Raw genomic sequence first — 23,205 nt, forward strand, 5'->3', positions numbered from 1 at the left:
TAATGCAAGTACATGTGTCCACAAAGCCCCTCCACCGCATTGCGCCTGATGGTTCTGGCGGGCCTGTTGCTGCTTGCCGGCTGCGACAAGATCCCGGGCCTGGGCCCTGATCCGCGCGTGGCGCAACGCGATGCCGAGGCCAAGGCCATTGGCGGTGCCTGCCGCCACGCGCTGCGGGGGCTGGAAGACTGCTACACCCTCAACCCCAAGGCGTCCAAGGCCTCGGTGTTTGCAGGCTGGAAGGACATGGACGCCTACATGCGGGAGAACAAGATCGAGGGCACGCCCTCGGTGCTGGGCAAGGTGGAAAAGCCCGAACGCAGCGAACGCGCACCCGACATCGAAACCGAACCCCGCGACCCTGCCGCCAGCCGCAACCGCAGCTGACGTGACGCCCGGGGGGCGATGGCACGGGACGGAGGGCTGAACCCTCCGCGCACCCTCTTTTTCACGGACTCTCAGACCCGCTCGAACACCGCCATGCTTTCCACATGGGCCGTGTGCGGAAACATGTTGACCATGCCCGCCGCCGTGCACCGGTAGCCGGCCAGATGCACCAACAGCCCCGCATCCCGCGCCAAGGTGGCCGGGTTGCAGCTCACGTACACAATGCGCTTCGGGGGCGTCCAGCCTTCGGCCCCTGCGGGCAACGGGCCAGCGCCCTCGGCGCCAATGCGGGCCTGCTCGATGTCCGCCAACGCCTTGGCCAGCGCAAACGCCCCTTCGCGAGGTGGGTCCACCAGCCACTTGTCAGCGGCGCCGTCGGCCACCAGCATCTCCGGCGTCATCTCGAACAGGTTACGCGCTACAAAATCAGTAGCTGCCAGCGCTTTATGGTCGGGCGCCTGGGCCTGATTCAAGGCATAGTTCTCACGCGAGCGGGCCACCAGGGCCTCACTGCCTTCAATGCCCAGCACCTCGCGCGCCTGCGTGGCCAGCGGCAGCGTGAAGTTGCCCAGGCCGCAGAACCAGTCGATCACGCGCTCGTGCGGTTGCACGTCCAGCAGGCGCAGCGCGCGGCTCACCAGCACCCGGTTGATGTGCGGGTTCACCTGGGTGAAGTCCGTGGGCTTGAAAGGCATGGTGATGCCAAAGTCCGGCAGTGCGTACGACAGCGGCTCGCCGCCCTCGTCCAGCAGCTTCACCGTGTCCGGGCCCTTGGGCTGCAACCACCATTGCACGTGGTGCTCTGCGCCAAAGGCGCGCAGCCGGGCGATGTCCTCGGCGGAGAGCGGCTCCAAGTGGCGCAATACCAGCGCGGTCACGGTGTCGCCACAGGCCAGTTCGATCTGCGGGCAGGTGTCGCGAGCGTCCAGGCTGGCAATCAGGGCGCGCAGGGGCATCAGCATCGCATCGACATGCGGGGGCAAGATCTTGCAGGTCTGCATGTCGGCGATGTACCGGCTCTTGCGCTCATGAAAGCCCACCAGCACCTGGCCCTTCTTGATCACGTGGCGCACGGCCAGGCGGGCACGGTAGCGGTAGCCCCAGGCGGGCCCTTCAATGGGACGCAGCATGGTCTCGGCCTTCACCTTGCCCAGGTGCCAGAGGTTGTCCTCCAGCACCCGCTGCTTGACGGCCACCTGGGCACCGACGTGCAGATGCTGCATCTTGCAGCCGCCGCAGGCGCCTGCGTGCAGGCCAAAGTGCGGGCAATCCGGCCGCACGCGCTGGGACGATTCGCGGTGGATCGCCACCAGGCTGGCCTGCTCCCAGTTGTTCTTTTTGCGATGGGTGTTGGCGGTGACCAGCTCGAATGGCAGGGCGCCATCGATGAAGACCACCTTGCCGTCGGGCTTGCGGGCCACGCCCTGGGCGTCGAGGTCCATGGACTGCACATGCAGCCAGCCTTCGGGCAGGTTGTCTTGAGCGTTCTGCTCGGTGGGTTCAAACGAGGGGGATAGTTCTTTCGGTGCGCTCATCCCCCGATTGTCTCAGGCGCGGCATGCCCGCTGGCCGCACCCGGGCGAACTGCCCATGTCAGGCCCGGTCAGCCCCGGTCAGCGCGCGCAGGCCGCATGCCACCGGGCGCGGACACAGCCGTCAGTGGCAGCTTGTTGATGGTGAGCTCGCAGCCAAAGTTGTCGGGAGAAAACACCAAGGTCGAGCCTGGCGCCACCAGCGGCAGGGTTTCGTGGATCTGCCGCGACATGTCCACCGGCGGCTCCGGCGCGCGGTACACGATGTCCTTGTCAGGGCCATAGACGACGTAGCAGGATGCAGCGGCCGTCTGGCTGAACAGAGCAACCACCAGGGCTGCGGCGGCATAGGGAAAAGCGGTCGTCATGGTGTGGCTCCTCATGCAAGCAAATCTGCAGGGAATTATGCGGGCTTCTGCCAGCACCGCCAATCCGGTGGGTGTACGCGCACCGTGCGCGGTCAGCGCAGGTACAGGTGGTTGGTGTGCTTGACCTCTTCCATCACCGCATAGGTCCGCGTCTCGCGCACTCCTGGCAGCTGCCACAGCACATTGCCCGCAAACACGCGGTAGGCGTTCATGTCGGCGGACCGGGTTTTCAGCAGGTAGTCGAACCCGCCCGCCACCATGTGGCATTCCATGATTTCGGGGTGCACCTGCACCGCCGCCTTGAACTGGTCGAACACGTTGGGCGTGGTGCGGTCCAGCAGCACCTCCACAAACACCAGCATGCCCGCGCCCAGCTTGAGCGGGTTGAGCCGCGCCTCGTAGCCCAGGATGAAGCCATCGCGCGTGAGGCGCTGCACCCGCGCCAGCACCGCCGTGGGCGACAAGGCCACGGCCTCGGCCAGCTTAAGGTTGGCAATGCGGCCGTCCTCCTGCAGGATTGACAGGATCTTGCGGTCAATGCGGTCCAGATCGGGTTCTGCTTGCATATTCACTAGCTATTTATTCGTCTTTACCCATTATTTTCGAACATTTATTCACCAACAACCCAAGGATCATCGCCAGTAACGCGCCCAACCCCTTGTTTGGCCCTCCAAACCACCGAAAGACAACGCCATGACGCAGCCCTCCGCCCTGTTTGCAGACTTCGCGCCCCGCACGCCGCTGAGCAACCCGCTGCGCGCCGCGATCACTGCCGCCTATCGCCGCCCCGAGCCCGAGGCCTTGGCCCCGCTGCTGGCCCAGGCCCGCCTGCCTGCCGATCAAGCCGCAGCGGCCGAGCAACTGGCCCTGCGAATCGCCAAGGCGCTGCGTGAACGCAAGGCCAGCGCCGGGCGCGCGGGCATCGTGCAGGGCTTGCTGCAAGAGTTTTCGCTGTCGTCGCAAGAAGGCGTGGCGCTGATGTGCCTGGCCGAGGCGCTACTGCGCATTCCCGACAAGGCCACGCGCGACGCGCTCATCCGCGACAAGATCAGCAACGGCCAGTGGGATGCCCACCTGGGCAAGAGCCCCTCGCTCTTCGTCAACGCCGCCACCTGGGGCCTGCTGATTACCGGCAAGCTGGTGGCCACGCACAGCGAAAGCAGCCTGGGCAACTCACTCAGCCGCCTGATCGGCAAGGGCGGCGAACCCCTGATCCGCAAGGGCGTGGACATGGCCATGCGCATGATGGGCGAGCAGTTTGTGACCGGCGAGACCATTGACGAAGCCCTGCGCAACGCCCGCACGATGGAGGCCGAGGGCTTTCGCTACTCGTACGACATGCTGGGCGAGGCAGCGCTGACCAGCGAAGATGCCAAGCGCTACTACGCGTCGTACGAGCAGGCCATCCACGCGATTGGCAAGGCCTCGGCCGGGCGCGGCATTTACGAAGGCCCGGGCATCTCCATCAAACTCTCGGCCCTGCACCCGCGCTACAGCCGCGCGCAGTTTGGCCGGGTGATGGACGAGCTGTACCCGCTGGTGTTGCGCCTGACGATGCTGGCCAAGCAGTACGACATTGGCCTGAACATCGACGCGGAAGAGACCGACCGGTTGGAGTTGTCGCTGGACCTGCTGGAGCGCCTGTGCCACGAGCCCACGCTGGCGGGCTGGAACGGCATTGGCTTCGTCATCCAGGCCTACCAAAAGCGCTGCCCCTTCGTCATCGACTACGTGGTGGACCTCGCCCGCCGCACCCAGCGCCGCCTGATGGTGCGCCTGGTCAAAGGCGCGTACTGGGACAGCGAAATCAAGCGCGCCCAAGTTGATGGCCTCACGGACTACCCCGTCTACACCCGCAAGGTGCACACCGACATTTCTTACATCGCCTGCGCCAAGAAACTGCTGGCAGCACCCGAGGCCGTGTACCCCCAGTTCGCCACGCACAACGCCGAAACGCTGGCCACCATCTACCAACTGGCAGGCAGCAACTACTACGCGGGGCAGTATGAGTTCCAGTGCCTTCACGGCATGGGCGAGCCGCTGTACGAGCAAGTGGTGGGCGCAATCGCCGCCGGTAAATTGGGCCGCCCGTGCCGCATCTACGCCCCCGTGGGCACACATGAGACGCTGCTGGCCTACCTAGTGCGCCGCCTGCTGGAGAACGGCGCCAACACCTCGTTTGTGAACCGCATTGCCGACGAAACCATTGCGCTGGATGAGCTGGTGAAAAGCCCCGTGCAGGTAGTGGACCATCAAGCCGCCACCGAAGGCGCTGCAGGCCTGCCCCACCCGCGCATCCCCCTGCCGGTAGCGCTGTACGGCGCCCACCGCAGCAACTCCCACGGGCTGGATTTGTCGAACGAAAACACGCTGACCGAGCTGGCCGCCACGCTGCAAGGCACGGCAAGCCACACCTGGACGGCAGCCCCTCTGTTGGCCGCCGAGGTGCCCGCAGGCACCACCCAACCGGTGCGCAACCCGGCTGACCACCACGACGTGGTGGGCCAGGTGCAAGAAGCCACCACCGCCGACGTACACCAGGCCCTGACCCACGCCCAGGCCGCTGCAGCCCCCTGGGCCGCCACGCCACCCGCCGAGCGCGCCGCAGCCCTGCTGCGTACCGCCGACCTGCTGGAAGAGCGCATGCTGCCCCTGCTGGGCCTGCTGATGCGCGAAGCGGGCAAGAGCGCCAGTAACGCCGTGGCCGAAGTGCGCGAAGCCGTGGACTTCTTGCGCTACTACGCCGCGCAGGTGCAGAGCACCTTCGACAACGCCACCCACATCCCGCTGGGCCCCGTGGCCTGCATCAGCCCCTGGAACTTCCCGCTCGCCATCTTCATGGGCCAGGTCGCCGCCGCCCTGGCCGCAGGCAACCCCGTGCTGGCCAAGCCCGCAGAGCAAACCCCGCTGATCGCCGCCGAGGCCGTGCGCCTGCTGTGGCAGGCCGGTGTGCCCCGCGCCGCCGTGCAGTTGCTGCCCGGCCAGGGCGAAACCGTGGGCGCACGTTTGATTGGCGATGAGCGCGTGATGGGCGTGATGTTCACCGGCTCCACCGAAGTCGCGCGCATCCTGCAGCGCACGGTGGCCGGGCGCCTGGATGCCGCAGACCGCCCCATCCCGCTGATTGCCGAAACGGGTGGGCAGAATGCGATGATCGTGGACTCATCCGCCCTGGTGGAACAGGTGGTGGGCGATGCGGTGTCGTCCGCCTTTGACAGCGCTGGCCAGCGCTGCTCCGCCCTGCGCGTGCTGTGCGTGCAAGAAGAAGCTGCCGACCGCGTGGTCGAGATGCTGCAGGGCGCCATGGGCGAACTGCGCGTGGGCAACCCCGCCGAGTTGCGCGTGGACGTGGGCCCCGTCATTGATGCCGAGGCGCAAGCAGGCATCACCCAGCACATCGAAAAATTCAAGGCCCAAGGCCACCGTGTGTTCCAGCACCCGAATCACGTTTCTGCCGTCAGCGCACCGGGCACTTTTGTACCCCCTACCCTAATCGAACTGAACCACATCGGCGAGTTGCAGCGAGAAGTCTTCGGCCCCGTGCTGCACCTGGTGCGCTACGCGCGCAACGACCTGGACCAGTTGCTCGACCAGATCAACGCCACCGGCTACGGCCTCACACAAGGCGTGCACACCCGTATCGACGAAACCATTGCCCGCGTGGTCAACCGCGCCCATGCCGGCAACGTGTACGTGAACCGCAACATGGTCGGCGCCGTCGTGGGCGTGCAGCCCTTTGGTGGCGAAGGCCTGTCGGGCACGGGCCCCAAGGCCGGCGGGCCGCTGTACCTGTTGCGCCTGCTGTCGCAGCGCCCGGCCAATGCACTGGCGCGCACCTTTGCCGAGGGCGACCGCACCAGCCCGCCCGATACCGAGCGGCGCGAGCGTCAGCTGGCCCCGCTGGGCACCTTGCAGCAATGGGCGCACAACCAGGGCAACCTGGCCCTGGCAGGCCATTGCCAGCGTTTTGCGCAAGAAACGCAGAGCGGCACCGCCCGCACCCTGCCCGGCCCCACCGGCGAGCGCAATGTCTACACCCTGGCCCCCCGCGCCCGCGTGCTGTGCATGGCGCGAAGCGCGGACGACCTCCTGGTGCAGACGGCAGCCGTGCTCGCCAGCGGGGGCACCGCCCTGTGGCCCAGCGCCCATGCAGGGCTGCGCGCGAAGCTGCCCACGCATGTGCAGGCCCAGGTCATGCTGCAAGACAACGCACTGAGCGATGACACCGTGGCACTGGACGCCGTGCTGCACCATGGCGACGCCGAATCCCTGCAGACGGTGTGCGCCGCCCTCGCCCGCCGCCCCGGGCCTATCGTGGGCGTGACTGCGCTGCAGCCCGGCGCCACCGATATCCCATTGGAGCGCCTGCTGATCGAACGTGCGCTGAGCGTGAACACAGCAGCAGCTGGCGGAAACGCAAGCCTTATGACGATTGGATGAGGGCCAGTTGCCAGGCTACCAACCGAGGAAAGCATTTTTGAATCAAATGGGCTGCTAGCGCCTGTTAATCATGCGCTAGCAGCTATCGATTCAATAGCAATCAAGATGCCGATGCCAACGGCAGATTGAGCAACAGGTTCTGCGGCTTGATGCGTACCACGCCCTCGGCGTTGGTCGCCAGCCCCAAGTACACCGGCTTGCCCGCCACGTCGGCCCGCATCTCGGCCGGGTTGGCGAAGGTCAGCGTGAACAGGCTCACCAGGCGCTGCATGCGCTCGGCCTCCACCGGGCGGTCCTGGTACAGGTCGTTCAGGATGGCGGTGGACTCCACATCCAGCCCCACATGCCAGCGCCACGCCCTGTCGGTGACCTGGTGCACAGGCTCGATCTGCACCTGCAGGCCCAGCAAATGCGCCACCCAGCGCTCCAGCACACGTGCCAGGGCTTTCAGGCCAGATCGTGCACGGGTCATCTTGAAGGTCAGGCCATGGCTCAGGTCCTGCGTCAGCTCGTGGGTCAGGTCGAGCAGAAAGTGATGGCGGTCGCTCTCCTGCCAATATTGCCCCGCATTGTCGGCCGACAGCACCTTGACCTGCGCCGTGGGCTGCAGTGCGCCGCTCTGCAGCAGCAAGCGCCCCACCTCGCCCAGGCCCGCCGTCTCGTTGAGCATGTCGAGCGTATCCCGGTCGCCTGCCAGCATTTGCCCGTCTTGCAATGTGATGCGCTGGGGCCGAAACAGCATCTCGGCGGCGCGGGCTTCAAAGGCATCGTTGCAGTCATCCAGCACATTGCGCAACAGGGCCTGCACCACGGCGTCGATGAACACGGCGGGCACGTTCACCGCGCCACTGCGCATGAGTTGCAGGTAATAAGCCTCCAGCGTGCCGGCGGCCAGCAGGCCATCGCGGAAGCGCAGGAACACGGTGTAGTTTTCGCGGGCGTCGTCGTCCTGCAATGCAACCAGCTCCGCAGAGGCGACCGCCCGCGCGGGTGACACCTTGAGCGATTCATGCAGTGCGATCTCAGCAGTGCACGACTCTGGCACCAGCGCCAGCTCTGGGCGGCGCAGTAGGTGCCGTACATATGCATCAGTCAGAGAAAGCCACCCTCGCCCATCGCGAGCCAAATGTGTCAACCCGCTGTGGGGCCAGAAGTCAGGAACAAGGGTGGACATGGCGATTGACGAACCAGTTCAAATGAAAAACAAGACAGAGACAGGGAATCACGAGACGGGATGCGGCGGAAAAATCATGCGTGTTGTCCGTCTCATGCAAGAACCGGTCGTAATATCACCCAATCTTATCTGGCAGGGTTCGACAAAGTTGGACAGGGGCTGCACTGGGGAAATCCAAGATTCGGTCCTGGCACCCCCTGAGCCTGCGGACTCGCGCTGCGCGTTTAGAAAGCCAATGCAGCAAATGCAAAAGTCAGAGCACGGGCTCGCACTTTGCCTAGCATTCCGAACGGGCGCCCCACCATGGGCCGGCTGCAGACCAGACGCACGGCTCTATCCGTGCGAAATGCCCAGGATTCATGCTTCTTTCTCGGAGATTGAACGCCAGTGGTTGAAGGATCATCGGCCAAGCTCCCAGCTCTACTGACTGCGTCCACAGTCTGACCGAGCAACCAACCGACTGGAGTCCCACACATGCTCGATATTTCTCAAGCCGCCAATCTCCTCACCTCCATGGGCGTATCCAACGCCCTGGCGACTCGCGCTGCCGAGCGCACGGCACAAAACCATTCTGGCGCGGACCCACTCACCTTTCTCAAGGAGTTGCGAGCCACCTTGGAGGAGCTCTCGAAAGAAACGCCTCCCAGCACAGCGGCAGGCACAACCTCGTCCGAAAAGGCTGCCTATACATCCACCACGGACCTGTACACCAAGAACACTGCGGCATCGGCTGCCACCAACGCTGCAAGCGCCTCGGCTGCTGCCGAAAAGGCAGCCGCCACGGTTCCTTTCAAGAGCCTGGAGGAGTTCAAACAATGGGAAAAAGGGCTCGGGAGCACCTTTGCAGAGGACTATGAGCCACCAGACTATGTCAGGCTTCATGCCATGATGCTTGGCGGCGGTGACGACACGGTCGTTGGCCGCTACATGTTCTTCAAGAACCATCCGGAGTTCGCGGCCGATTACGCGTCCATTCGAAATGGCAATCTGTCCAAATTTCCAACGGATGGTTCCACGCTCGTGAAAAGCGATCTATCCAAGATGTCCGAGGAAACGGCGGCCTACTACCGCAAGAACCCCAACGCCTTGCTGGCAGCCGAGGGTTTCAACATGGACCCCACATTGGCCAAAATGCGCATGAGTGGGGAAATCAATCCACCCACTGGAACTGATGCGTCCGAGTGGCTCATGAGCAGCAAGTGGACCAAAGACGGCATCGTGGCCCAGAATAATCGCGTCGCATATGCCAATGCCGACTACATCGGACTGGATGGCAAGGGGGCTGGAACCTACAAGCTGAGCCGATTCGACGCGGCCACCGGCAACATCATCAACTACGATGGTCGCGTTTTTGACCCGCTGACGGGCGAGGTGAAGGCATAGCAGCGGGCAGGCTCGAGACACCCACCTGCCTAGCTGCCCCAAGCCTACCAGAGCAGGCAAACCACTGCCGCGCCATGCGGCGCCTACCAAGGCAATTGAAGCTGGCGTGACGACAGTTGCCAGCATCCAAGTACATCGTGTCTGCCCAATCCGTACCAGCTATCAACCAGCGTGAACTGGTTGACTCGCCAACCCAGTGGCGCAATAGCACGCCGATCGAACGGCTCGTGCCGATAGTTAAGGGTGACATGGGGATGAAAACGCGTGCGAATCTGGCTTTCGGGGAATCCCGCCCGCAGCATGGCATGCGCCAGCGTGTGCTCCAGTCCACGGATCCCACGTAACCCCCAGCTGCGGCCGGCCAACCTTGCCATGCCACGGCCGTCCACCCCACCGCTGTATTCCACCCGATCGAAAACAACATCAAACGGTTCAAAGGCAACGTAGTTCGCAGCTGTCAGGGCCTTGTCCACAGTGTCAAGGGGAATCGCCCCCCAAAACTGCCCCAGTTTTTACAGGGTTATATGCAGTCGCTCCGCGGGCATGGGCGCGGCACGCCATGGACAATGCGCAAGCTCCAGCCCATTCAGGAAGCAAAATGCCCGCTCGGCCAGTTGGCGCGGCGGGCAAACGAAAAAATACAGATCGTGTCGTTGCAACATGCGATCCCCAGGAGTGAGAACCACATTTTGCGACAAAATACTGTTTAAAAAGACAGTATTTTGTCGCTCCTCAACGTCTTATTCCCACTCAATCGTCGCTGGCGGCTTGCTGCTCACGTCATACGTCACGCGGTTGATGCCACGCACTTCGTTGATGATGCGGCCGGACACCTTCTTGAGCAGCGCGTAGGGCAGTTCGGCCCAGTCGGCGGTCATGAAGTCGCTGGTCTGCACGGCGCGCAGGGCCACCACGTAGTCGTACGTGCGACCATCGCCCATCACGCCCACGCTCTTGACGGGCAGGAACACGGTGAAGGCCTGGCTGGTCAGGTCGTACCAGGTCTTGCCCGAGGCTTCGTCCACAAAATTGCGCAGCTCTTCGATGAAGATCGCGTCGGCACGGCGCAGCAGGTCGGCGTATTCCTTCTTCACCTCGCCCAGGATGCGCACGCCCAGGCCGGGGCCGGGGAACGGGTGGCGGTAGACCATGTCGGGCGGCAGGCCCAGGGCCACGCCCAGTTCGCGCACTTCGTCCTTGAACAAATCGCGCAGGGGTTCCAGCAGCTTCAGGCCGAGCTGCTCTGGCAGACCACCCACGTTGTGGTGGCTCTTGATGGTGACGGCCTTCTTGCTCTTCGCGCCGCCGGATTCGATGACGTCAGGGTAGATAGTGCCCTGGGCCAGGAAGGTGGCACCCTTGTGGCCGCCGGTGCCGGCCTTGAGCTTGGCTGCTTCGGCCTTGAACACATCCACAAACAGACCGCCGATGATCTTGCGCTTTTGCTCAGGTTCGCTCACCCCGGCCAGCTTGCCCAGGAACAAATCGCTGGCGTCCACGCGGATGACCTTGGCATGGAGCTTGCCCTCGAACATGTCCATGACCATGTCGCCTTCGTTCAGACGCAGCAGGCCGTGGTCCACAAACACGCAGGTGAGCTGGTCGCCGATGGCGCGGTGGATGAGCGCTGCCGCCACGGACGAATCCACGCCACCAGACAGGCCGAGGATCACTTCCTCATCGCCCACCTGTTCGCGGATCTTCTGCACGGCTTCTTCGATGTAATCCCCCATGACCCAGTCAGCCCGAGTGCCGCAGATGCCCAGCACAAAACGCTCCAGCAAGGCGCGCCCCTGCACGGTGTGTGTGACTTCGGGGTGGAACTGTACGGCGTAGTAGTGGCGGCTTTCGTCGGCCATGCCGGCAATGGGGCACGACGGTGTGGAGCACATCACCTTGAAGCCCGGCGGCAGCGCCGTGACCTTGTCGCCGTGGCTCATCCACACCTTGAGCATGCCGTGGCCTTCGGGCGTGGCGAAGTCTTCGATGCCCTTGAGCAGTTTGGTGTGGCCATGGGCGCGCACTTCGGCGTAGCCAAATTCGCGGGTGTTGGAACCCTCGACCTTGCCGCCCAACTGCTGGGCCATGGTCTGCATGCCGTAGCAGATGCCCAGCACGGGGATGCCGAGTTCAAACACCGCATCCGGCGCCTTGTCATCCACCTCGTACACGCTGGCGTGGCTGCCCGACAGGATCACGCCCTTGAGCGAGCCGTCCTTGGCGTAGTCGCGGATCCACTCGTCGGTCACGTCGCAGGGGTGCACCTCGCAGTACACATGGGCCTCGCGCACGCGGCGGGCGATGAGCTGGGTGACTTGCGAGCCGAAATCGAGGATGAGGATTTTCTGGTGTTGCATGGTGGTGGTCCGTCAGAGGCTGGAGAGATCAAGAAGCGGGACGCCGCTGCGCTGGGCGGCAGCGATCTGGTGGGGGTCGAAAGTGGCCAGCGGCAGGCGCAGCGAGCGCGCCAGCCACAGGTAGGCGGCATCAAAGGTGGGCAGGCCGGTGTCAAGCGCCACGTCCATCACGGCCTTGTGCTGGGCCGGGGCGAGATCGTGCAGCTCTACGCGGTGGCGGATCGCCTCCAGCACACTCCACAAACCTTCGACCGAGGCCGCGGGGATGCGGCCGCTGTGCACGCCGCTGCTGATGAGGTTGCTGCATTCCCACTGCCAGAGGTTGGGTGCCTGGGGTTCAACCTCGTCACGGCGGATCAGGGTGTAGAGACGGCGGGTGTGTTCGCTGGCCGTGTCGGGCAGCAGCCAGGCGGCGGTGACGGACGCGTCGAGGATGAACGCGGTCATGTAGTAGCCCTGCCCTGGCGGCGCAACGTATCGGGATTCGCGGCTTCGGCCACGGAGCGGATGCTGGCATGCAGCGCATCGATCTGGCCCAGCTCGCGGGCGATCTGCTCGTCGGTGATGACGGGGCGACGGCGCACGGGCAGCATGCGCACCACCTCTTTGCCGTGGCGGGTGATGCGCACTTCCTCGCCCTGCTCGACCAACTCGATCAGGGCGGAGAACCTGCTTTTGGCTTCGTAGATACCGACGGACTGCATGGAAACGCGGACCCAAAAAAAGAAAAGTCTGGCCTGAACAATGAATTCAGATCAGACTATATCAGTCTGACCAGATTTTTTCAATCAGGCCAGACTCCGAATCTCCGAGGGTCGAGCAAACCCATGGCTTGCAAACATCGACAGCACAAGCCAGGGCAGCCGTGCAAGGGCCGCCCCGCAGCACTGGCTGCGTCCCCCTTCCCGAATGGCGCGGCCATTCGAGAGAAGGGGGAAGGCGCGAAGCGACTCAGGGGGTTGTCACTTAGTCAGCGCGGTAGTTAGGCGCTTCCTTGGTGATCTGCACATCGTGCACATGGCTTTCGCGGATACCGGCGGTCGTGATCTCGACGAACTCGGCCTTGTTGTTCATCTCTTCGATGGTGGCGCAGCCGCAGTAGCCCATGGATGCACGCACGCCGCCCGCCATCTGGTAGACGATGCTGACCATCGAGCCCTTGTAGGGCACACGGCCTTCGATGCCCTCGGGCACCAGCTTGTCGGCATTGGGGTTGCCCGTGCTCGATTCCTGGAAGTAGCGGTCAGCGCTGCCCTGCTGCATGGCGCCGATGGAGCCCATGCCGCGGTAGCTCTTATAGCTGCGGCCCTGGAACAGGATTACCTCGCCAGGTGCTTCTTCAGTGCCCGCAAACATGCCGCCCATCATCACCGTGCCTGCGCCAGCAGCCAGGGCCTTGGCGATGTCGCCGCTGTAGCGGATGCCGCCGTCGGCAATCAGCGGCACGCCGGTGCCCTTGAGCGCCGTGGCCACATTGTCGATGGCCATGATCTGGGGCACGCCCACACCGGCCACGATGCGGGTGGTGCAGATGGAGCCAGGGCCGATGCCGACCTTGACGGCATCCGCACCGGCCTCAACCAGTGCCAGCGCAGCAGCGCCGGTGGCGATGTTCCCGCCGATCACATCCACTTGCGGGTAGTTCTGCTTGACCCAGCGCACGCGGTCGATCACGCCCTTGCTGTGACCGTGGGCCGTGTCCACCACGATGGCGTCCACACCGGCCTTGACCAGCGCTTCGACGCGTTCTTCGGTGCCCTCGCCCACGCCCACCGCAGCGCCCACACGCAGGCGACCAGCGGCGTCGCGCGCCGCGTTGGGGAAGCTGGTCTGCTTTGTGATGTCCTTCACCGTGATCAGGCCCTTGAGTTCAAAGGCGTCGTTCACGACCAGGATGCGTTCGAGTTTGTGCTTGTTGAGCAGCGCCTTGGCCTGTGCAGGCGTGGTGCCCTCCTTTTCATTGACCGTGATGAGCTTCTCGCGCGGGGTCATGATCTGGTGGACCTTGACGTCGTAGCGGGTCTCAAACCGCAGGTCGCGGCCCGTGACGATACCGACCACCTTGCCACCGTCGCACACGGGGAAGCCCGAGATGCCCAGTTGCTCGGACAGCTGCAGCACTTGCAGCACCGTGTGCTCGGGGGTGATGACCACCGGGTCGCGCAGCACGCCGGACTCGTAACGCTTGACCTTGGCCACATGGGCAGCCTGCTCTTGCGCCGTGAGGTTCTTGTGCACGATGCCGATGCCGCCCTCCTGGGCAATGGCAATGGCCAGGCGTGCCTCGGTCACGGTGTCCATGGCGGCGGACACGAGAGGCAGGTTCAGTTGGATATTGCGGGAGAGTTTCGTCGCGAGGGACGTGTCCTTGGGCAGGACCTGGGAGTACGCTGGCACCAGCAACACATCGTCGAAGGTGAGCGCTTTTCCAAGAAGGCGCATGAGAAAGCTCCAAAAAGTGGATTGTACCCGCGCCGCATGTGGCGAAAACGCGCCCACCCATCTGCAACGCACTGGCGGGGGGGGAATCACATGGATAAACTTGTCCGCATGAAAATGCACAAGCTTCTCCTGCTGGCCGTGGCCTGCACCTGGGCCATGGGCGCGACGGCGCAATGGCAGTGGACAGACAAAGACGGACGCAAGGTCTTCAGCGACCGCCCCCCGCCACCCGACATCCCTGAAAAAAGCATCCTGAAGCAGCCGGGCGGCAACCGTCCTGCACGTGCAGCCACCCCTGCCGCACCCGCAGCCTCCGATGCAGCCCCTGCCGTGGCAGCAGCGCCCAAGGCCGCAGCCAGCGCTGCAGGCGCGGGCAAGGACAAGGAGCTGGAAGAAAAGAAGGCCCAGGCTGAGGCCGCAGAAGCCGCCAAGAAAAAGGCCGAGGACGAAAAGATCGCCAAGGCCAAAGCCGAAAACTGCACCCGCGCCCGTGCGGCAAAAGCAGCGTTCGACGCAGGCAAGCCCATCACCCAAGCCAATGCCCAGGGCGAAAAAATCTTCCTGGACGGCCCCGCCCGCGCGGCAGAGGCCAAGCGCATCGACGAGATCGTCGCAAGCGACTGCGTACGCTGAGTTCTGAGTGACGTGCTGCTTCGGCCTCCCCCGCCGACCAGCAGTTGAGATTCAGTAGCCCGACTTGCCCCCGGGCCTGCGCCGCGCAAACAGCCCGGTGGTGCGAGCGCCTTGGCGGGCAAAACGCTCCCGGCGCGCCACCTTGGGGTCCACCTTCAAGGGGCTGTAGATTTCCACACGGTCCAGGGGCTGCAGCACTGCATCCAGCTTGGCGGCACGGCCCCAGATGCCAACCGACGGCTCATCACCCGCCTCCACCCCACAGCTGGCGCGCAAGGCATCTGCCACGGTAGCGCCCACCGGTAAATCCAGCACCCATTCGCGCACCTCGCGCGGCGCCAAGCAGGCAACCACGGTGATGGCGAGGGTCGCCGGGGCGCCGGGCCCTTTCTCAGCCATAGACCTGTTCCGCGCGCTTGACGAAGGCATCCACCATGCTGCCCGCGATGCGGTCGAACACCGGCCCCACCAGCGCGGCCAATGCGGCGCTGTCAAACCCGTAGTTCAGCAGCAGCTCCACCTTGCACGCACGCTGCGTGCCGTCTCCCACGGGATGAAAGTGCCAGTCCCCGTCCAGCCGTGAAAACGGCCCTTTCACCAGATGCATCTGCACACGCTTGCCCGCCTCGTGCGTGTTGCGCGTGACGAAGGTCTGGCGAATGCCGCTGAACGCAATGCCCACCTCAGCGGTCATGCCCTCGCTGGTCTGCTCCAGCACCGCAGCGTGGTCGCACCAAGGCAGGAACTGCGGGTAGTGCTCCACCCCGGTGACCAGGGAAAACATCTCTTCGGGGCTGTACCAAATGAGGACGGACTTGTGGACGGTTTTCATGCAGGCAATGGGCGCGCGGCTTTCAGAAGGGAAAGGCGGCCAGGGAAACTAGAATCACGGGTCTCTGAACGGCCACAATTGTATGTAGGGAGGCCTTTTATCTCCCGCAGGGCGCCGCATCTGAACTACATGGCCAAAAAACCCGATCCCACATCCCGCATTGCCGACAACAAGAAAGCGGCCTACAACTACTTCTTTGAGGAGCGCCACGAGGCGGGCATGGTGCTGCACGGCTGGGAGGTCAAGGCGCTGCGCGAGGGGAAGGTGCAGCTGACCGATGGCTATGTGCTGATCCGCGATGGCGAACTGTTTCTGCTCGGCTGCCTGATCCACCCGCTCAAGACAGCGTCCACCCACGTCAACCCGGAATCGGCGCGCACCAAAAAGCTGCTGCTCAAGAAGGATGACATCAAACGGCTGATTGGCAAGGTCGAGCAAAAGGGCTACACCCTGGTGCCCATCAATCTGCACTGGAAGAACGGCTTCGTGAAGTGCGAAATCGCACTGGCCAAGGGCAAGGCCGAGCACGACAAGCGCGACACCATCAAGGACCGTGAAGGCAAGCGCGAAGTGGAACGCGCCATGAAGAGCCGCAGCCGCTGAGTCTGCTGCACGATGGGGTCTGTGCGTCCCCAGACCGGACCTTGAGATTTTTTTTGCGACGCCGTGGAATAAACCGCTGCGTCCATGTGTTTGTCCCGGTGCAAGGCAGCATTCGCCTTTGCCTGCACCACCCTCTGGAGAAACCCATGAAGAAACTGATCTCGATGACCACCCTCGTCGCAGCCGTTGCTCTGGCTGGCTGCGCCACCATGGACAACTCGCCCGTGAAGACCATGGACGACGTGCTGGTCGGCGCAAACGGCATGACCCTTTACACGTTTGACCGCGATGTGGCCGGCAGCGGCAAATCGGTGTGCAACGGCCCCTGCGCCATCAACTGGCCGCCACTGATGGCCAGCAAGGCCCCGGGCGGTGATTACAGCGTGATCACCCGCGACGATGGCAAGACCCAGCTGGCCTACAAGGGCAAACCGCTGTATTACTGGGCCAAGGACGCCAAGCCCGGGGACAAGACGGGCGACGGCGTGAACCAGGTCTGGCGCACTGCGCGGCCGTAACAAACCGGTCAGCGCACCACAGGCTTCGCGCGGAATGAACCGCTCCCAGGTCATCGAACAGCTGCCCGCCCTGCGCCGCTACGCGCGGGTGCTAACAGGCGATGCCTGGGCGGCCGATGACCTGGTGCAGGACACGCTGGAGAGGGCCTGCAGCAAATGGCTGCTGTGGCGCACCGGAAGCGACCTGCGCGCATGGTTGTTCACCCTGATGCACAACCTGTACCTCAACCAGCGCCGCGCATTGCCCACGGTGCAAGCCCTGGACATCGACGAAGTTCAAGACCAGCTGCCCGGCACCCCGTCCCGGTCAGACGAGGCGCTGGACCTGGAGCGCTGTCTCCAGCGCCTGCCCGCCGACCAGCGGGCCGTGCTGCTGCTGGTGGCGATGGAGGACATGGGCTACGAAGACACGGCACGCATCCTGGGCATTCCGGTAGGCACCGTCATGTCACGCCTGTCGCGGGCCCGCACGCGCCTGCGGGCGCTCATGGACCGCGAACCCGCGTCAGGCCCTACAGCTGCCACCCAGTCTGGCACCGTGACGGCCGCAGGCAGTACCGCGCCGGTGCTGCGTCGCCTCAAATAGCCCCCAGACCCGATTCCCCGCCATGGCCCCCAAGCACCCTGCCCCTCCACCGCGCGCTGAAGAAACCAGCGCCTGGCACGCCCTTGTGGACGGCCAGTTGACTCCTGCGCAGGCCCAGGCGCTGCGCGAGCAACTGCGGGACGATGAGGAGGCCCAGGCCACGCTGGCCCACTGGCAGACGCAGCGGCAGCGGCTGCAGGCCCTCCACCAGGACCTGCTCCACGCCCCCGTGCCCGACGCCCTGCAGGCCGCGGCGCAGCGTGCCACTGACCGACGCGAGCAATACGCGCAATGGTGGCGCTGGGGTGGAATGGCGGCATCCGTGGTGCTGGCCTTTGTGCTGGGCTGGACGGGACGCAGCCATTGGCCCGCCGGGATGCCCGGTCAAACCATCGCTGCGGGCCAGGGCACCACGCTGGTGGCCGCCGAACCGGCACAGCGCTTTGCGCACCAGGCCTCGGTGGCCCACGCGGTGTACCAGCCCGAGGTGCGCCACCCGGTAGAGGTCACTGCCGCCCAGCAAGACCACCTGGTGCAATGGCTGTCCAAGCGTCTGGACCGCCCCCTCAAAGTCCCTGCGCTCAGTGCGCAAGGCTATGAACTGGTGGGTGGCCGCTTGCTGCCGGGCGACACAGGTGTGCGCGCGCAGTTCATGTACCAGAATGGCGCCGGCCAGCGCATCACGCTGTACCTGGGCGCACTGGCGCCGTCCTCGCCCCGCCCTGCGGGCGAAAACAAAGCCGGCGCAACACAAAGCAGGGAATCGACGCTGGCGGCGGCCCCCGCTACCGCGTTCCAGTTCACGCAGGAAGGCCCTGTACCCGGCTTTTACTGGACAGATGGGGGCTTTGGCTATGCGCTGAGCGGGCAGCTCTCGCGGCCCGATCTGCTGGCCCTGGCCACTGCCGTGTACCAGCAATTGAACCCATAAAAGCGGGAACATCGCAGCCGTCATGGCAGACAGATCGCATGCCTCCCGGCCCGCGATCACCGATGCGTGGGCCCCGAGAGCCCGAACAGGCTCCTGAGGCGCCTTCGCCCCACGGGCGACAGCCTTCGCCGGTCAGGCCAGATGGGCCAGCGGATGGGCGTGTGCAGGCCAGGGGCTGGCAAAGAACGGACTGACCGTGTCCGGCGTCACGTCTTCAATGCGGCCTGGATTCCAGCGGGGCGCATGGTCCTTGTCCACAGCCAACGCGCGGATGCCTTCGACGGTCTCGCTTTGCCCCGGGCGCAGGAAGAAGCAGTGGCGCACCATGTCGCGCTCCATGCGCAGGTCGTCGGCCAGGCCCATAGTGCGGGCGCGGCGGATTTGTTCCAGCACCACATGCAGCATCAGTGGCGAACGCTTGCGCAGCGTGGCGGCCGTGGCACGTGCCCAGTCGCTGTCAGCCGCTTCAAGACCCCGCACGATCTCGCCAACGGTTGGCAGCGAAAAATATTGGTCAATATCGGCCTGAGCGCTAGAACCACTTGCCTGAGCCGCTACAAATTGAGAAGCAACATAGGCCTTGATAGCCGCACCATCTGCAAAGCTTTGTGTGGCCAGGGCGTCCCACACCGCCGCCTGCCGGTCTGACGGCATGCAGCCATCGGCCAGCTGGTAGGCAATGGCATCGCCTGCGCCGATGGTGTCGCCCGTCAGGGCCAGCCACTCGCCCACCCGGCCGGGGCAGCGGCTCAGAAAGTACCCACCACCCACGTCCGGGAACAGGCCAATCGCGGTTTCGGGCATGGCCATCTTGGTGCGTTCGGTCACCACACGCAGCGCAGCGCCCTGGCTGATGCCCATGCCACCCCCCATCACGATGCCGTCCATGAACGCGATGTAGGGCTTGGCGTAGTTGTGGATCAGGTGGTTGAGCGCGTATTCCTCGGTGAAAAAATCCTCGATCAGCGGGTTGCCCTGGCTGCCTGCCTGGTGCAGAAAGCGGATATCGCCGCCCGCGCAGAAAGCCCCAAACGGGCCTTCCTTGTTGCTGCCACGAATGGCCACCGCCAGCACCCGCGCATCGTTCTGCCATGCCAGCAGGATGCCCATCAGGTCACGCACCATGCCCAGCGACAGGGCATTGAGCGCCCGTGGGCGATTCAGAGTGATGAAGCCCACCTGGCCACGCACTTCGCTCAACACTTCAGACACAACCGTCTCGGTCATTTTTGTTCCTTCCAACCCAACAGTTCATTGAAAACCAGCGCACCGATGACCAGTGCGCCTCCGGTCAGCACGGCAGGCGCAGGCTTCTCGCCCGCACCCAGCCATGCCAGCAGGATGCCGAAAATCACCTCCAGCAAACCCAGCAGCGCCATTTCAGGCGCCTTGAGCACCCTGCCGCAGCGCACCGCCAGCACGCAGGGAATCGCCAATTGCACCACGCCCAGCAGGGCCAGCAGCCCCAGGTCGTAAAAAGATGCCTGAAACGGCAACGCCAGCGGCAGGGTCGCCACCACCGAGATCACTGCTCCCACCAGCACTGCGGGCACCAGGTCCACCGCATGGCCATGGCGCTGCGAGTGCTGCACCACCGTCCAATTCACCGCCGCCGCCACCGGTACACACAAGGCCACCAGGGTGCCCAGCAGCGGCAGGCCCGCCATTTGCGAACCGTACATCCAGCCAATGCCCAGCCCTGCCACCGCAATGGCTGCCCAGGTGCGGAGAGCGATGTGGTGGCCAATGAACACCCGTGCAAACAGCGCCGTGAGCAAGGGGCCCACCGACATGGTCACCAGCACATTGGCTACCGGCATCAGCACCAGCGCCACCATGAAGGCCGTGAACATCACGCTCCAGCACACGCCGGAGATCCACAACGCCCGCCCGCCATGGCGCATCGAGGCAAACACCGCCCTGCCCTGCAGCACGGGCAGGATGACCAGAAGTGCCAACAGCGTGAAGAAGCTGCGCCAGAAGGTCACCTCAAAGCTCGCTGCATGCTCCAGGTGGCGTGTGACCACACCGGCGATGGACCACATCAGGGTCACGGCCACCATCAGCACCACGGCACGGGAATGTGTGAGTTTCAACATGGGTTCCAACTTGCAGACGGAAAAAAGGCCACTGCGCTGCAGTGGCCCTTGTCGGAAACGGTCAGTCTATCGATCCATCGATGGACCGCCCCGCCGATCCATCAGGAACGGGCAGCGCGCTTGCGCTCGTTTTCCGTCAGGTGGCGCTTGCGCAGGCGCACGGACTTGGGCGTGATCTCGACCAGTTCGTCGTCCTCGATGAACTCCACACCGTATTCCAGCGTCAGGTCAATCGGGGGCGTGATCTTGATCGCGTCTTCCTTGCCGGACACGCGGAAGTTGGTCAGCTGCTTGGTGCGCGTGGCGTTCACCACCAGGTCGTTGTCACGGCTGTGGATACCGACGATCATGCCTTCGTACACGGGGTCGTTGGCCTTCACGAACATGCGGCCACGGTCGTCCAGCTTGCCCAGGGCGTAGGTGAAGATTTCACCGTCGTCCATGGAGATCAGCACGCCGTTCTTGCGGCCGCCGATGTCGCCCTTGTGCGGCTCGTAGCTGTCGAAGATGTTGCTGATGAGGCCCGAACCGCGCGTCAGGTTCAGGAATTCGTTGGTGAAACCGATCAGGCCACGGGCCGGGATGCGGTATTCCAGGCGCACGCGGCCACGGCCGTCGGACTCCATGTTCACCAGCTCGCCCTTGCGCTCGCCCAGGGCTTGCATCACACCGCCCTGGTGGCCTTCTTCGATGTCGGCCGTTACCAGCTCGATGGGCTCGTGCTTGACGCCGTCGATGTCCTTGAACACCACGCGGGGCTTGGACACGGCCAGTTCGTAGCCTTCACGGCGCATGTTTTCCAGCAGGATGGTCAGGTGCAGTTCGCCGCGGCCCATCACTTCGAACACGCCTTCTTCGTCGGTTTCCTTCACGCGCAGTGCCACGTTGTGCTGCAGTTCCTTTTGCAGGCGGTCCCAGATCTGGCGGCTGGTCACGAACTTGCCTTCACGGCCGGCCAGGGGCGAGGTGTTCACGCAGAAGTTCATGGTCAACGTAGGCTCGTCCACCTTCAGCATGGGCAGCGGCGCGGGGTTGGCAGGGTCGGTCACGGTCACGCCGATGCCGATGTCTTCAATGCCGTTGATCAGCACGATGTCGCCCGGGCCTGCCAGGGGAGTCTGCATGCGGTCCAGACCCTGGAAGGTCAGCACCTGGTTCACGCGGCCCTTCGTGGTCTTGCCATCGGGGCCTTCCATGACCAGCACGTCCTGTGCGGGCTTGAGCGTGCCTTGGCTGATGCGGCCCACACCGATGCGGCCCACGAAGCTGGAGAAGTCCAGTGCCGAGATCTGCAGCTGCAGGGGGGCGTCAGGGTTGCCGGAGTTCGGTGGCACGTGCTTGAGGATGGTGTCGAACAGGGCCGACATGTCGGGGCCCCACTGCTCGCCCGGGGCGCCTTCTTCCAGCGACGACCAGCCATTGATGCCCGAGGCGTACACGACAGGGAAGTCGAGCTGCTCGTCGGTAGCACCCAGCTTGTCGAACAGGTCAAACGCAGCGTTCACGACCTTGTCGGGGTTGGCACCGGGCTTGTCCACCTTGTTCACCACCAGGATGGGGCGCAGGCCCAGGGCCAGGGCCTTCTTGGTCACGAAACGCGTCTGGGGCATGGGGCCTTCTTGCGCGTCGATCAGCAGCACCACGCTGTCGACCATGGACAGGGCACGTTCCACTTCGCCGCCGAAGTCCGCGTGGCCGGGAGTGTCCACGATGTTGATGTGCGTACCCTTCCAGCTCACGGCGCAGTTCTTGGCCAGGATGGTGATGCCGCGCTCTTTTTCGATCGCGTTGTTGTCCATCACGGTGTCGACGACCTTTTCGTGGTCGGCGAAGGTGCCGGACTGGCGCAGCAGCTGGTCGACCATGGTGGTTTTGCCGTGGTCAACGTGGGCGATGATCGCGATGTTGCGGATTTGTTTCGTCGTCATAGTTTTTCCAATGCGCCGCTGGCTTGAGGGTGCGGCATGCCTTCCAAAATTTGTTGAATTTCCAGCGGACTCAGGAGCCTGTCCGGCACCAGCTCCCCGCCCACGATGTGGCCCACCCCCAGCAGCGCCGGAGGATTCTCGCCAAACACCGCCACGGCACTGGCATCGGGCCAGTTGCCACGGCGACGCACACCCGACAGGAATCGGGCTGCATTCTCACCGTCCAGCGTGACACGCATGTGTTGTGCCAGCAACGACTCGGGCGCCTCCAGGGCGGCCAGGCGCTCAGCCTCGGGCATGGCCTCCAGCTGCGCCAGCGTGACGCAGCGCTCCACCCCCAGCCCGCCGGTGTCGATGCGGCGCAGAAAGGTGAGGTGCGCACCGCAACCCAGTGCGGCGCCGATGTCTTCACCCAGCGTGCGGATGTAGGTGCCCTTGCTGCAGGTCACTATTATTTTGATAGCTGGCTGCGCTTGATCTGTCTGCACCAGCGTGAGCTTGAGTGCGTGGATCACCACATCGCGCGCTTCACGCTCCACCGTGACACCGGCGCGTGCGTATTCGTACAGCGCCTTGCCGTCTTTCTTGAGCGCGCTGTGCATCGGCGGCACCTGGCGAATGGGGCCGGTGAACTGCTGCTGGACGGCAGCCAGGCGCTCTGGCGTCACCTGCTCGGGCAGAACTTCACGCCGCTCGACCACATCGCCCTCGGCATCGCCGGTGGTCGTGGTGGCCCCCAGCAGCGCAATCGCTTCATAGGTCTTGGGAGCATCGAGCTGCAGCTGGCTGAACTTGGTGGCCGCGCCAAAGCACAGCGGCAATACGCCCGTCGCGAGGGGATCGAGCGTGCCGGTATGGCCCGCTTTCTCGGCGCGCAGCAGCCATTTCGCCTTTTGCAAGGCGTCATTGCTCGAAAGGCCGAGCGGTTTGTCGAGCAGCAACACCCCATGCACAGGGCGCCGCTGCACCCTGGTGCGTGGCGCGTGCATGGA

The 23,205-nt window shown here is 64.4% G+C and carries 23 protein-coding genes; 8 read left to right on the forward strand and 15 right to left on the reverse strand.

All coding sequences use genetic code 11. From position 1 onward, the window contains the following. The first annotated feature begins 12 nt into the window (after positions 1-12). Positions 13-387, forward strand: a complete 375-nt coding sequence (locus ACT531_RS06845; RefSeq protein WP_060985215.1) for a hypothetical protein — start codon at positions 13-15, stop codon at positions 385-387. A gap of 71 nt (positions 388-458) precedes the next feature. Here the strand turns inward: ACT531_RS06845 and rlmD are convergent, their stop codons facing one another. From rlmD to ACT531_RS06860, 3 genes are all read right to left on the reverse strand, one after another. After that, positions 459-1,922, reverse strand: a complete 1,464-nt coding sequence (gene rlmD / locus ACT531_RS06850) for a 23S rRNA (uracil(1939)-C(5))-methyltransferase RlmD (RefSeq protein WP_060985214.1) — start codon at positions 1,920-1,922, stop codon at positions 459-461. A gap of 68 nt (positions 1,923-1,990) precedes the next feature. Next, positions 1,991-2,287, reverse strand: coding sequence for a hypothetical protein (locus ACT531_RS06855; protein WP_476016910.1), 297 nt, complete (start codon positions 2,285-2,287; stop codon positions 1,991-1,993). Positions 2,288-2,379: 92 nt separating this feature from the next. Then, positions 2,380-2,853, reverse strand: a complete 474-nt coding sequence (locus ACT531_RS06860) for an Lrp/AsnC ligand binding domain-containing protein (protein WP_060985213.1) — start codon at positions 2,851-2,853, stop codon at positions 2,380-2,382. A 127-nt stretch (positions 2,854-2,980) separates the two neighbouring features. On the opposite strand from ACT531_RS06860, the gene putA reads away from it, so the two are divergent. Beyond that, positions 2,981-6,727, forward strand: a complete 3,747-nt coding sequence (putA, locus tag ACT531_RS06865) for a trifunctional transcriptional regulator/proline dehydrogenase/L-glutamate gamma-semialdehyde dehydrogenase (RefSeq protein ID WP_476016911.1) — start codon at positions 2,981-2,983, stop codon at positions 6,725-6,727. A 100-nt stretch (positions 6,728-6,827) separates the two neighbouring features. Here putA and ACT531_RS06870 read toward each other — a convergent pair whose 3' ends face one another. Beyond that, positions 6,828-7,901, reverse strand: a complete 1,074-nt coding sequence (locus tag ACT531_RS06870) for a DUF6352 family protein (RefSeq protein WP_476016912.1) — start codon at positions 7,899-7,901, stop codon at positions 6,828-6,830. Positions 7,902-8,375: 474 nt separating this feature from the next. On the opposite strand from ACT531_RS06870, the gene ACT531_RS06875 reads away from it, so the two are divergent. After that, positions 8,376-9,284 (forward strand): hypothetical protein, encoded by a 909-nt coding sequence (locus ACT531_RS06875; RefSeq protein WP_476016913.1) that lies wholly within the window; start codon positions 8,376-8,378, stop codon positions 9,282-9,284. Positions 9,285-9,367: 83 nt separating this feature from the next. Here the strand turns inward: ACT531_RS06875 and ACT531_RS06880 are convergent, their stop codons facing one another. The 5 genes from ACT531_RS06880 to guaB all read right to left on the reverse strand — a co-directional run bounded on the left by ACT531_RS06880 (position 9,368) and on the right by guaB (position 14,083). Continuing rightward, entirely contained in the window at positions 9,368-9,757 is a 390-nt protein-coding gene (locus ACT531_RS06880) for a hypothetical protein (protein WP_476016914.1), read from the reverse strand. Positions 9,758-10,024: 267 nt separating this feature from the next. Continuing rightward, complete coding sequence (guaA, locus tag ACT531_RS06885; protein ID WP_476016915.1) at positions 10,025-11,641, reverse strand: glutamine-hydrolyzing GMP synthase; 1,617 nt, start codon at positions 11,639-11,641, stop codon at positions 10,025-10,027. Positions 11,642-11,653: 12 nt separating this feature from the next. After that, the gene (locus ACT531_RS06890; RefSeq protein ID WP_476016916.1) at positions 11,654-12,088 is read right to left on the reverse strand and encodes a type II toxin-antitoxin system VapC family toxin; all 435 of its coding nucleotides are present in this window, start codon (positions 12,086-12,088) and stop codon (positions 11,654-11,656) included. Beyond that, positions 12,085-12,345 carry a type II toxin-antitoxin system Phd/YefM family antitoxin gene (locus ACT531_RS06895; protein WP_015014638.1) on the reverse strand — a complete coding sequence of 87 codons (261 nt, stop codon included), beginning with the start codon at positions 12,343-12,345 and terminating at the stop codon, positions 12,085-12,087. Before ACT531_RS06895 ends, ACT531_RS06890 begins: the two co-directional genes overlap by 4 nt. Positions 12,346-12,607: 262 nt before the next feature. Beyond that, positions 12,608-14,083 carry an IMP dehydrogenase gene (guaB, locus tag ACT531_RS06900; RefSeq protein ID WP_015014639.1) on the reverse strand — a complete coding sequence of 492 codons (1,476 nt, stop codon included), beginning with the start codon at positions 14,081-14,083 and terminating at the stop codon, positions 12,608-12,610. A 108-nt stretch (positions 14,084-14,191) separates the two neighbouring features. Here guaB and ACT531_RS06905 point away from each other — a divergent pair, with 108 nt between their 5' ends. Beyond that, complete coding sequence (locus ACT531_RS06905) at positions 14,192-14,716, forward strand: DUF4124 domain-containing protein (RefSeq protein ID WP_476016917.1); 525 nt, start codon at positions 14,192-14,194, stop codon at positions 14,714-14,716. 51 nt (positions 14,717-14,767) lie between these two features. Here ACT531_RS06905 and ACT531_RS06910 read toward each other — a convergent pair whose 3' ends face one another. Together ACT531_RS06910 and ACT531_RS06915 are read right to left on the reverse strand one after the other, a co-directional pair. Then, entirely contained in the window at positions 14,768-15,115 is a 348-nt protein-coding gene (locus tag ACT531_RS06910; RefSeq protein ID WP_476016918.1) for an RnfH family protein, read from the reverse strand. Continuing rightward, positions 15,108-15,548: a type II toxin-antitoxin system RatA family toxin gene (locus tag ACT531_RS06915; protein WP_015014642.1), complete on the reverse strand. Its 441-nt coding sequence runs from the start codon at positions 15,546-15,548 to the stop codon at positions 15,108-15,110. The genes ACT531_RS06910 and ACT531_RS06915 overlap by 8 nt, the downstream gene beginning before the upstream one ends. A 129-nt stretch (positions 15,549-15,677) precedes the next feature. Between ACT531_RS06915 and smpB the strand changes: the two genes are divergently transcribed. From smpB to ACT531_RS06935, 4 genes are all read left to right on the forward strand, one after another. Then, positions 15,678-16,151 (forward strand): SsrA-binding protein SmpB, encoded by a 474-nt coding sequence (gene smpB / locus ACT531_RS06920; protein ID WP_015014643.1) that lies wholly within the window; start codon positions 15,678-15,680, stop codon positions 16,149-16,151. 146 nt (positions 16,152-16,297) lie between these two features. Beyond that, positions 16,298-16,669, forward strand: coding sequence for a COG4315 family predicted lipoprotein (locus ACT531_RS06925; RefSeq protein WP_476016919.1), 372 nt, complete (start codon positions 16,298-16,300; stop codon positions 16,667-16,669). Between the two features lie 34 nt (positions 16,670-16,703). Then, the gene (locus ACT531_RS06930) at positions 16,704-17,255 is read left to right on the forward strand and encodes an RNA polymerase sigma factor (RefSeq protein WP_476016920.1); all 552 of its coding nucleotides are present in this window, start codon (positions 16,704-16,706) and stop codon (positions 17,253-17,255) included. Between the two features lie 22 nt (positions 17,256-17,277). Beyond that, positions 17,278-18,186, forward strand: a complete 909-nt coding sequence (locus ACT531_RS06935; RefSeq protein ID WP_476016921.1) for an anti-sigma factor family protein — start codon at positions 17,278-17,280, stop codon at positions 18,184-18,186. Positions 18,187-18,318: 132 nt separating this feature from the next. Here the strand turns inward: ACT531_RS06935 and ACT531_RS06940 are convergent, their stop codons facing one another. The 4 genes from ACT531_RS06940 to truB form a co-directional block, all read right to left on the reverse strand. Next, positions 18,319-19,413, reverse strand: coding sequence for an enoyl-CoA hydratase/isomerase family protein (locus ACT531_RS06940; protein ID WP_476016922.1), 1,095 nt, complete (start codon positions 19,411-19,413; stop codon positions 18,319-18,321). Continuing rightward, entirely contained in the window at positions 19,410-20,285 is an 876-nt protein-coding gene (locus ACT531_RS06945; RefSeq protein WP_476016923.1) for a DMT family transporter, read from the reverse strand. The genes ACT531_RS06940 and ACT531_RS06945 overlap by 4 nt, the downstream gene beginning before the upstream one ends. A gap of 101 nt (positions 20,286-20,386) precedes the next feature. Continuing rightward, positions 20,387-22,213, reverse strand: coding sequence for a translational GTPase TypA (gene typA, locus ACT531_RS06950; RefSeq protein WP_015014649.1), 1,827 nt, complete (start codon positions 22,211-22,213; stop codon positions 20,387-20,389). Next, positions 22,210-23,202, reverse strand: a complete 993-nt coding sequence (truB, locus tag ACT531_RS06955) for a tRNA pseudouridine(55) synthase TruB (RefSeq protein WP_476016924.1) — start codon at positions 23,200-23,202, stop codon at positions 22,210-22,212. The genes typA and truB overlap by 4 nt, the downstream gene beginning before the upstream one ends. Positions 23,203-23,205 lie beyond the last annotated feature (3 nt).

It is taken from the genome of Acidovorax sp. DMC1 (assembly GCF_056314325.1).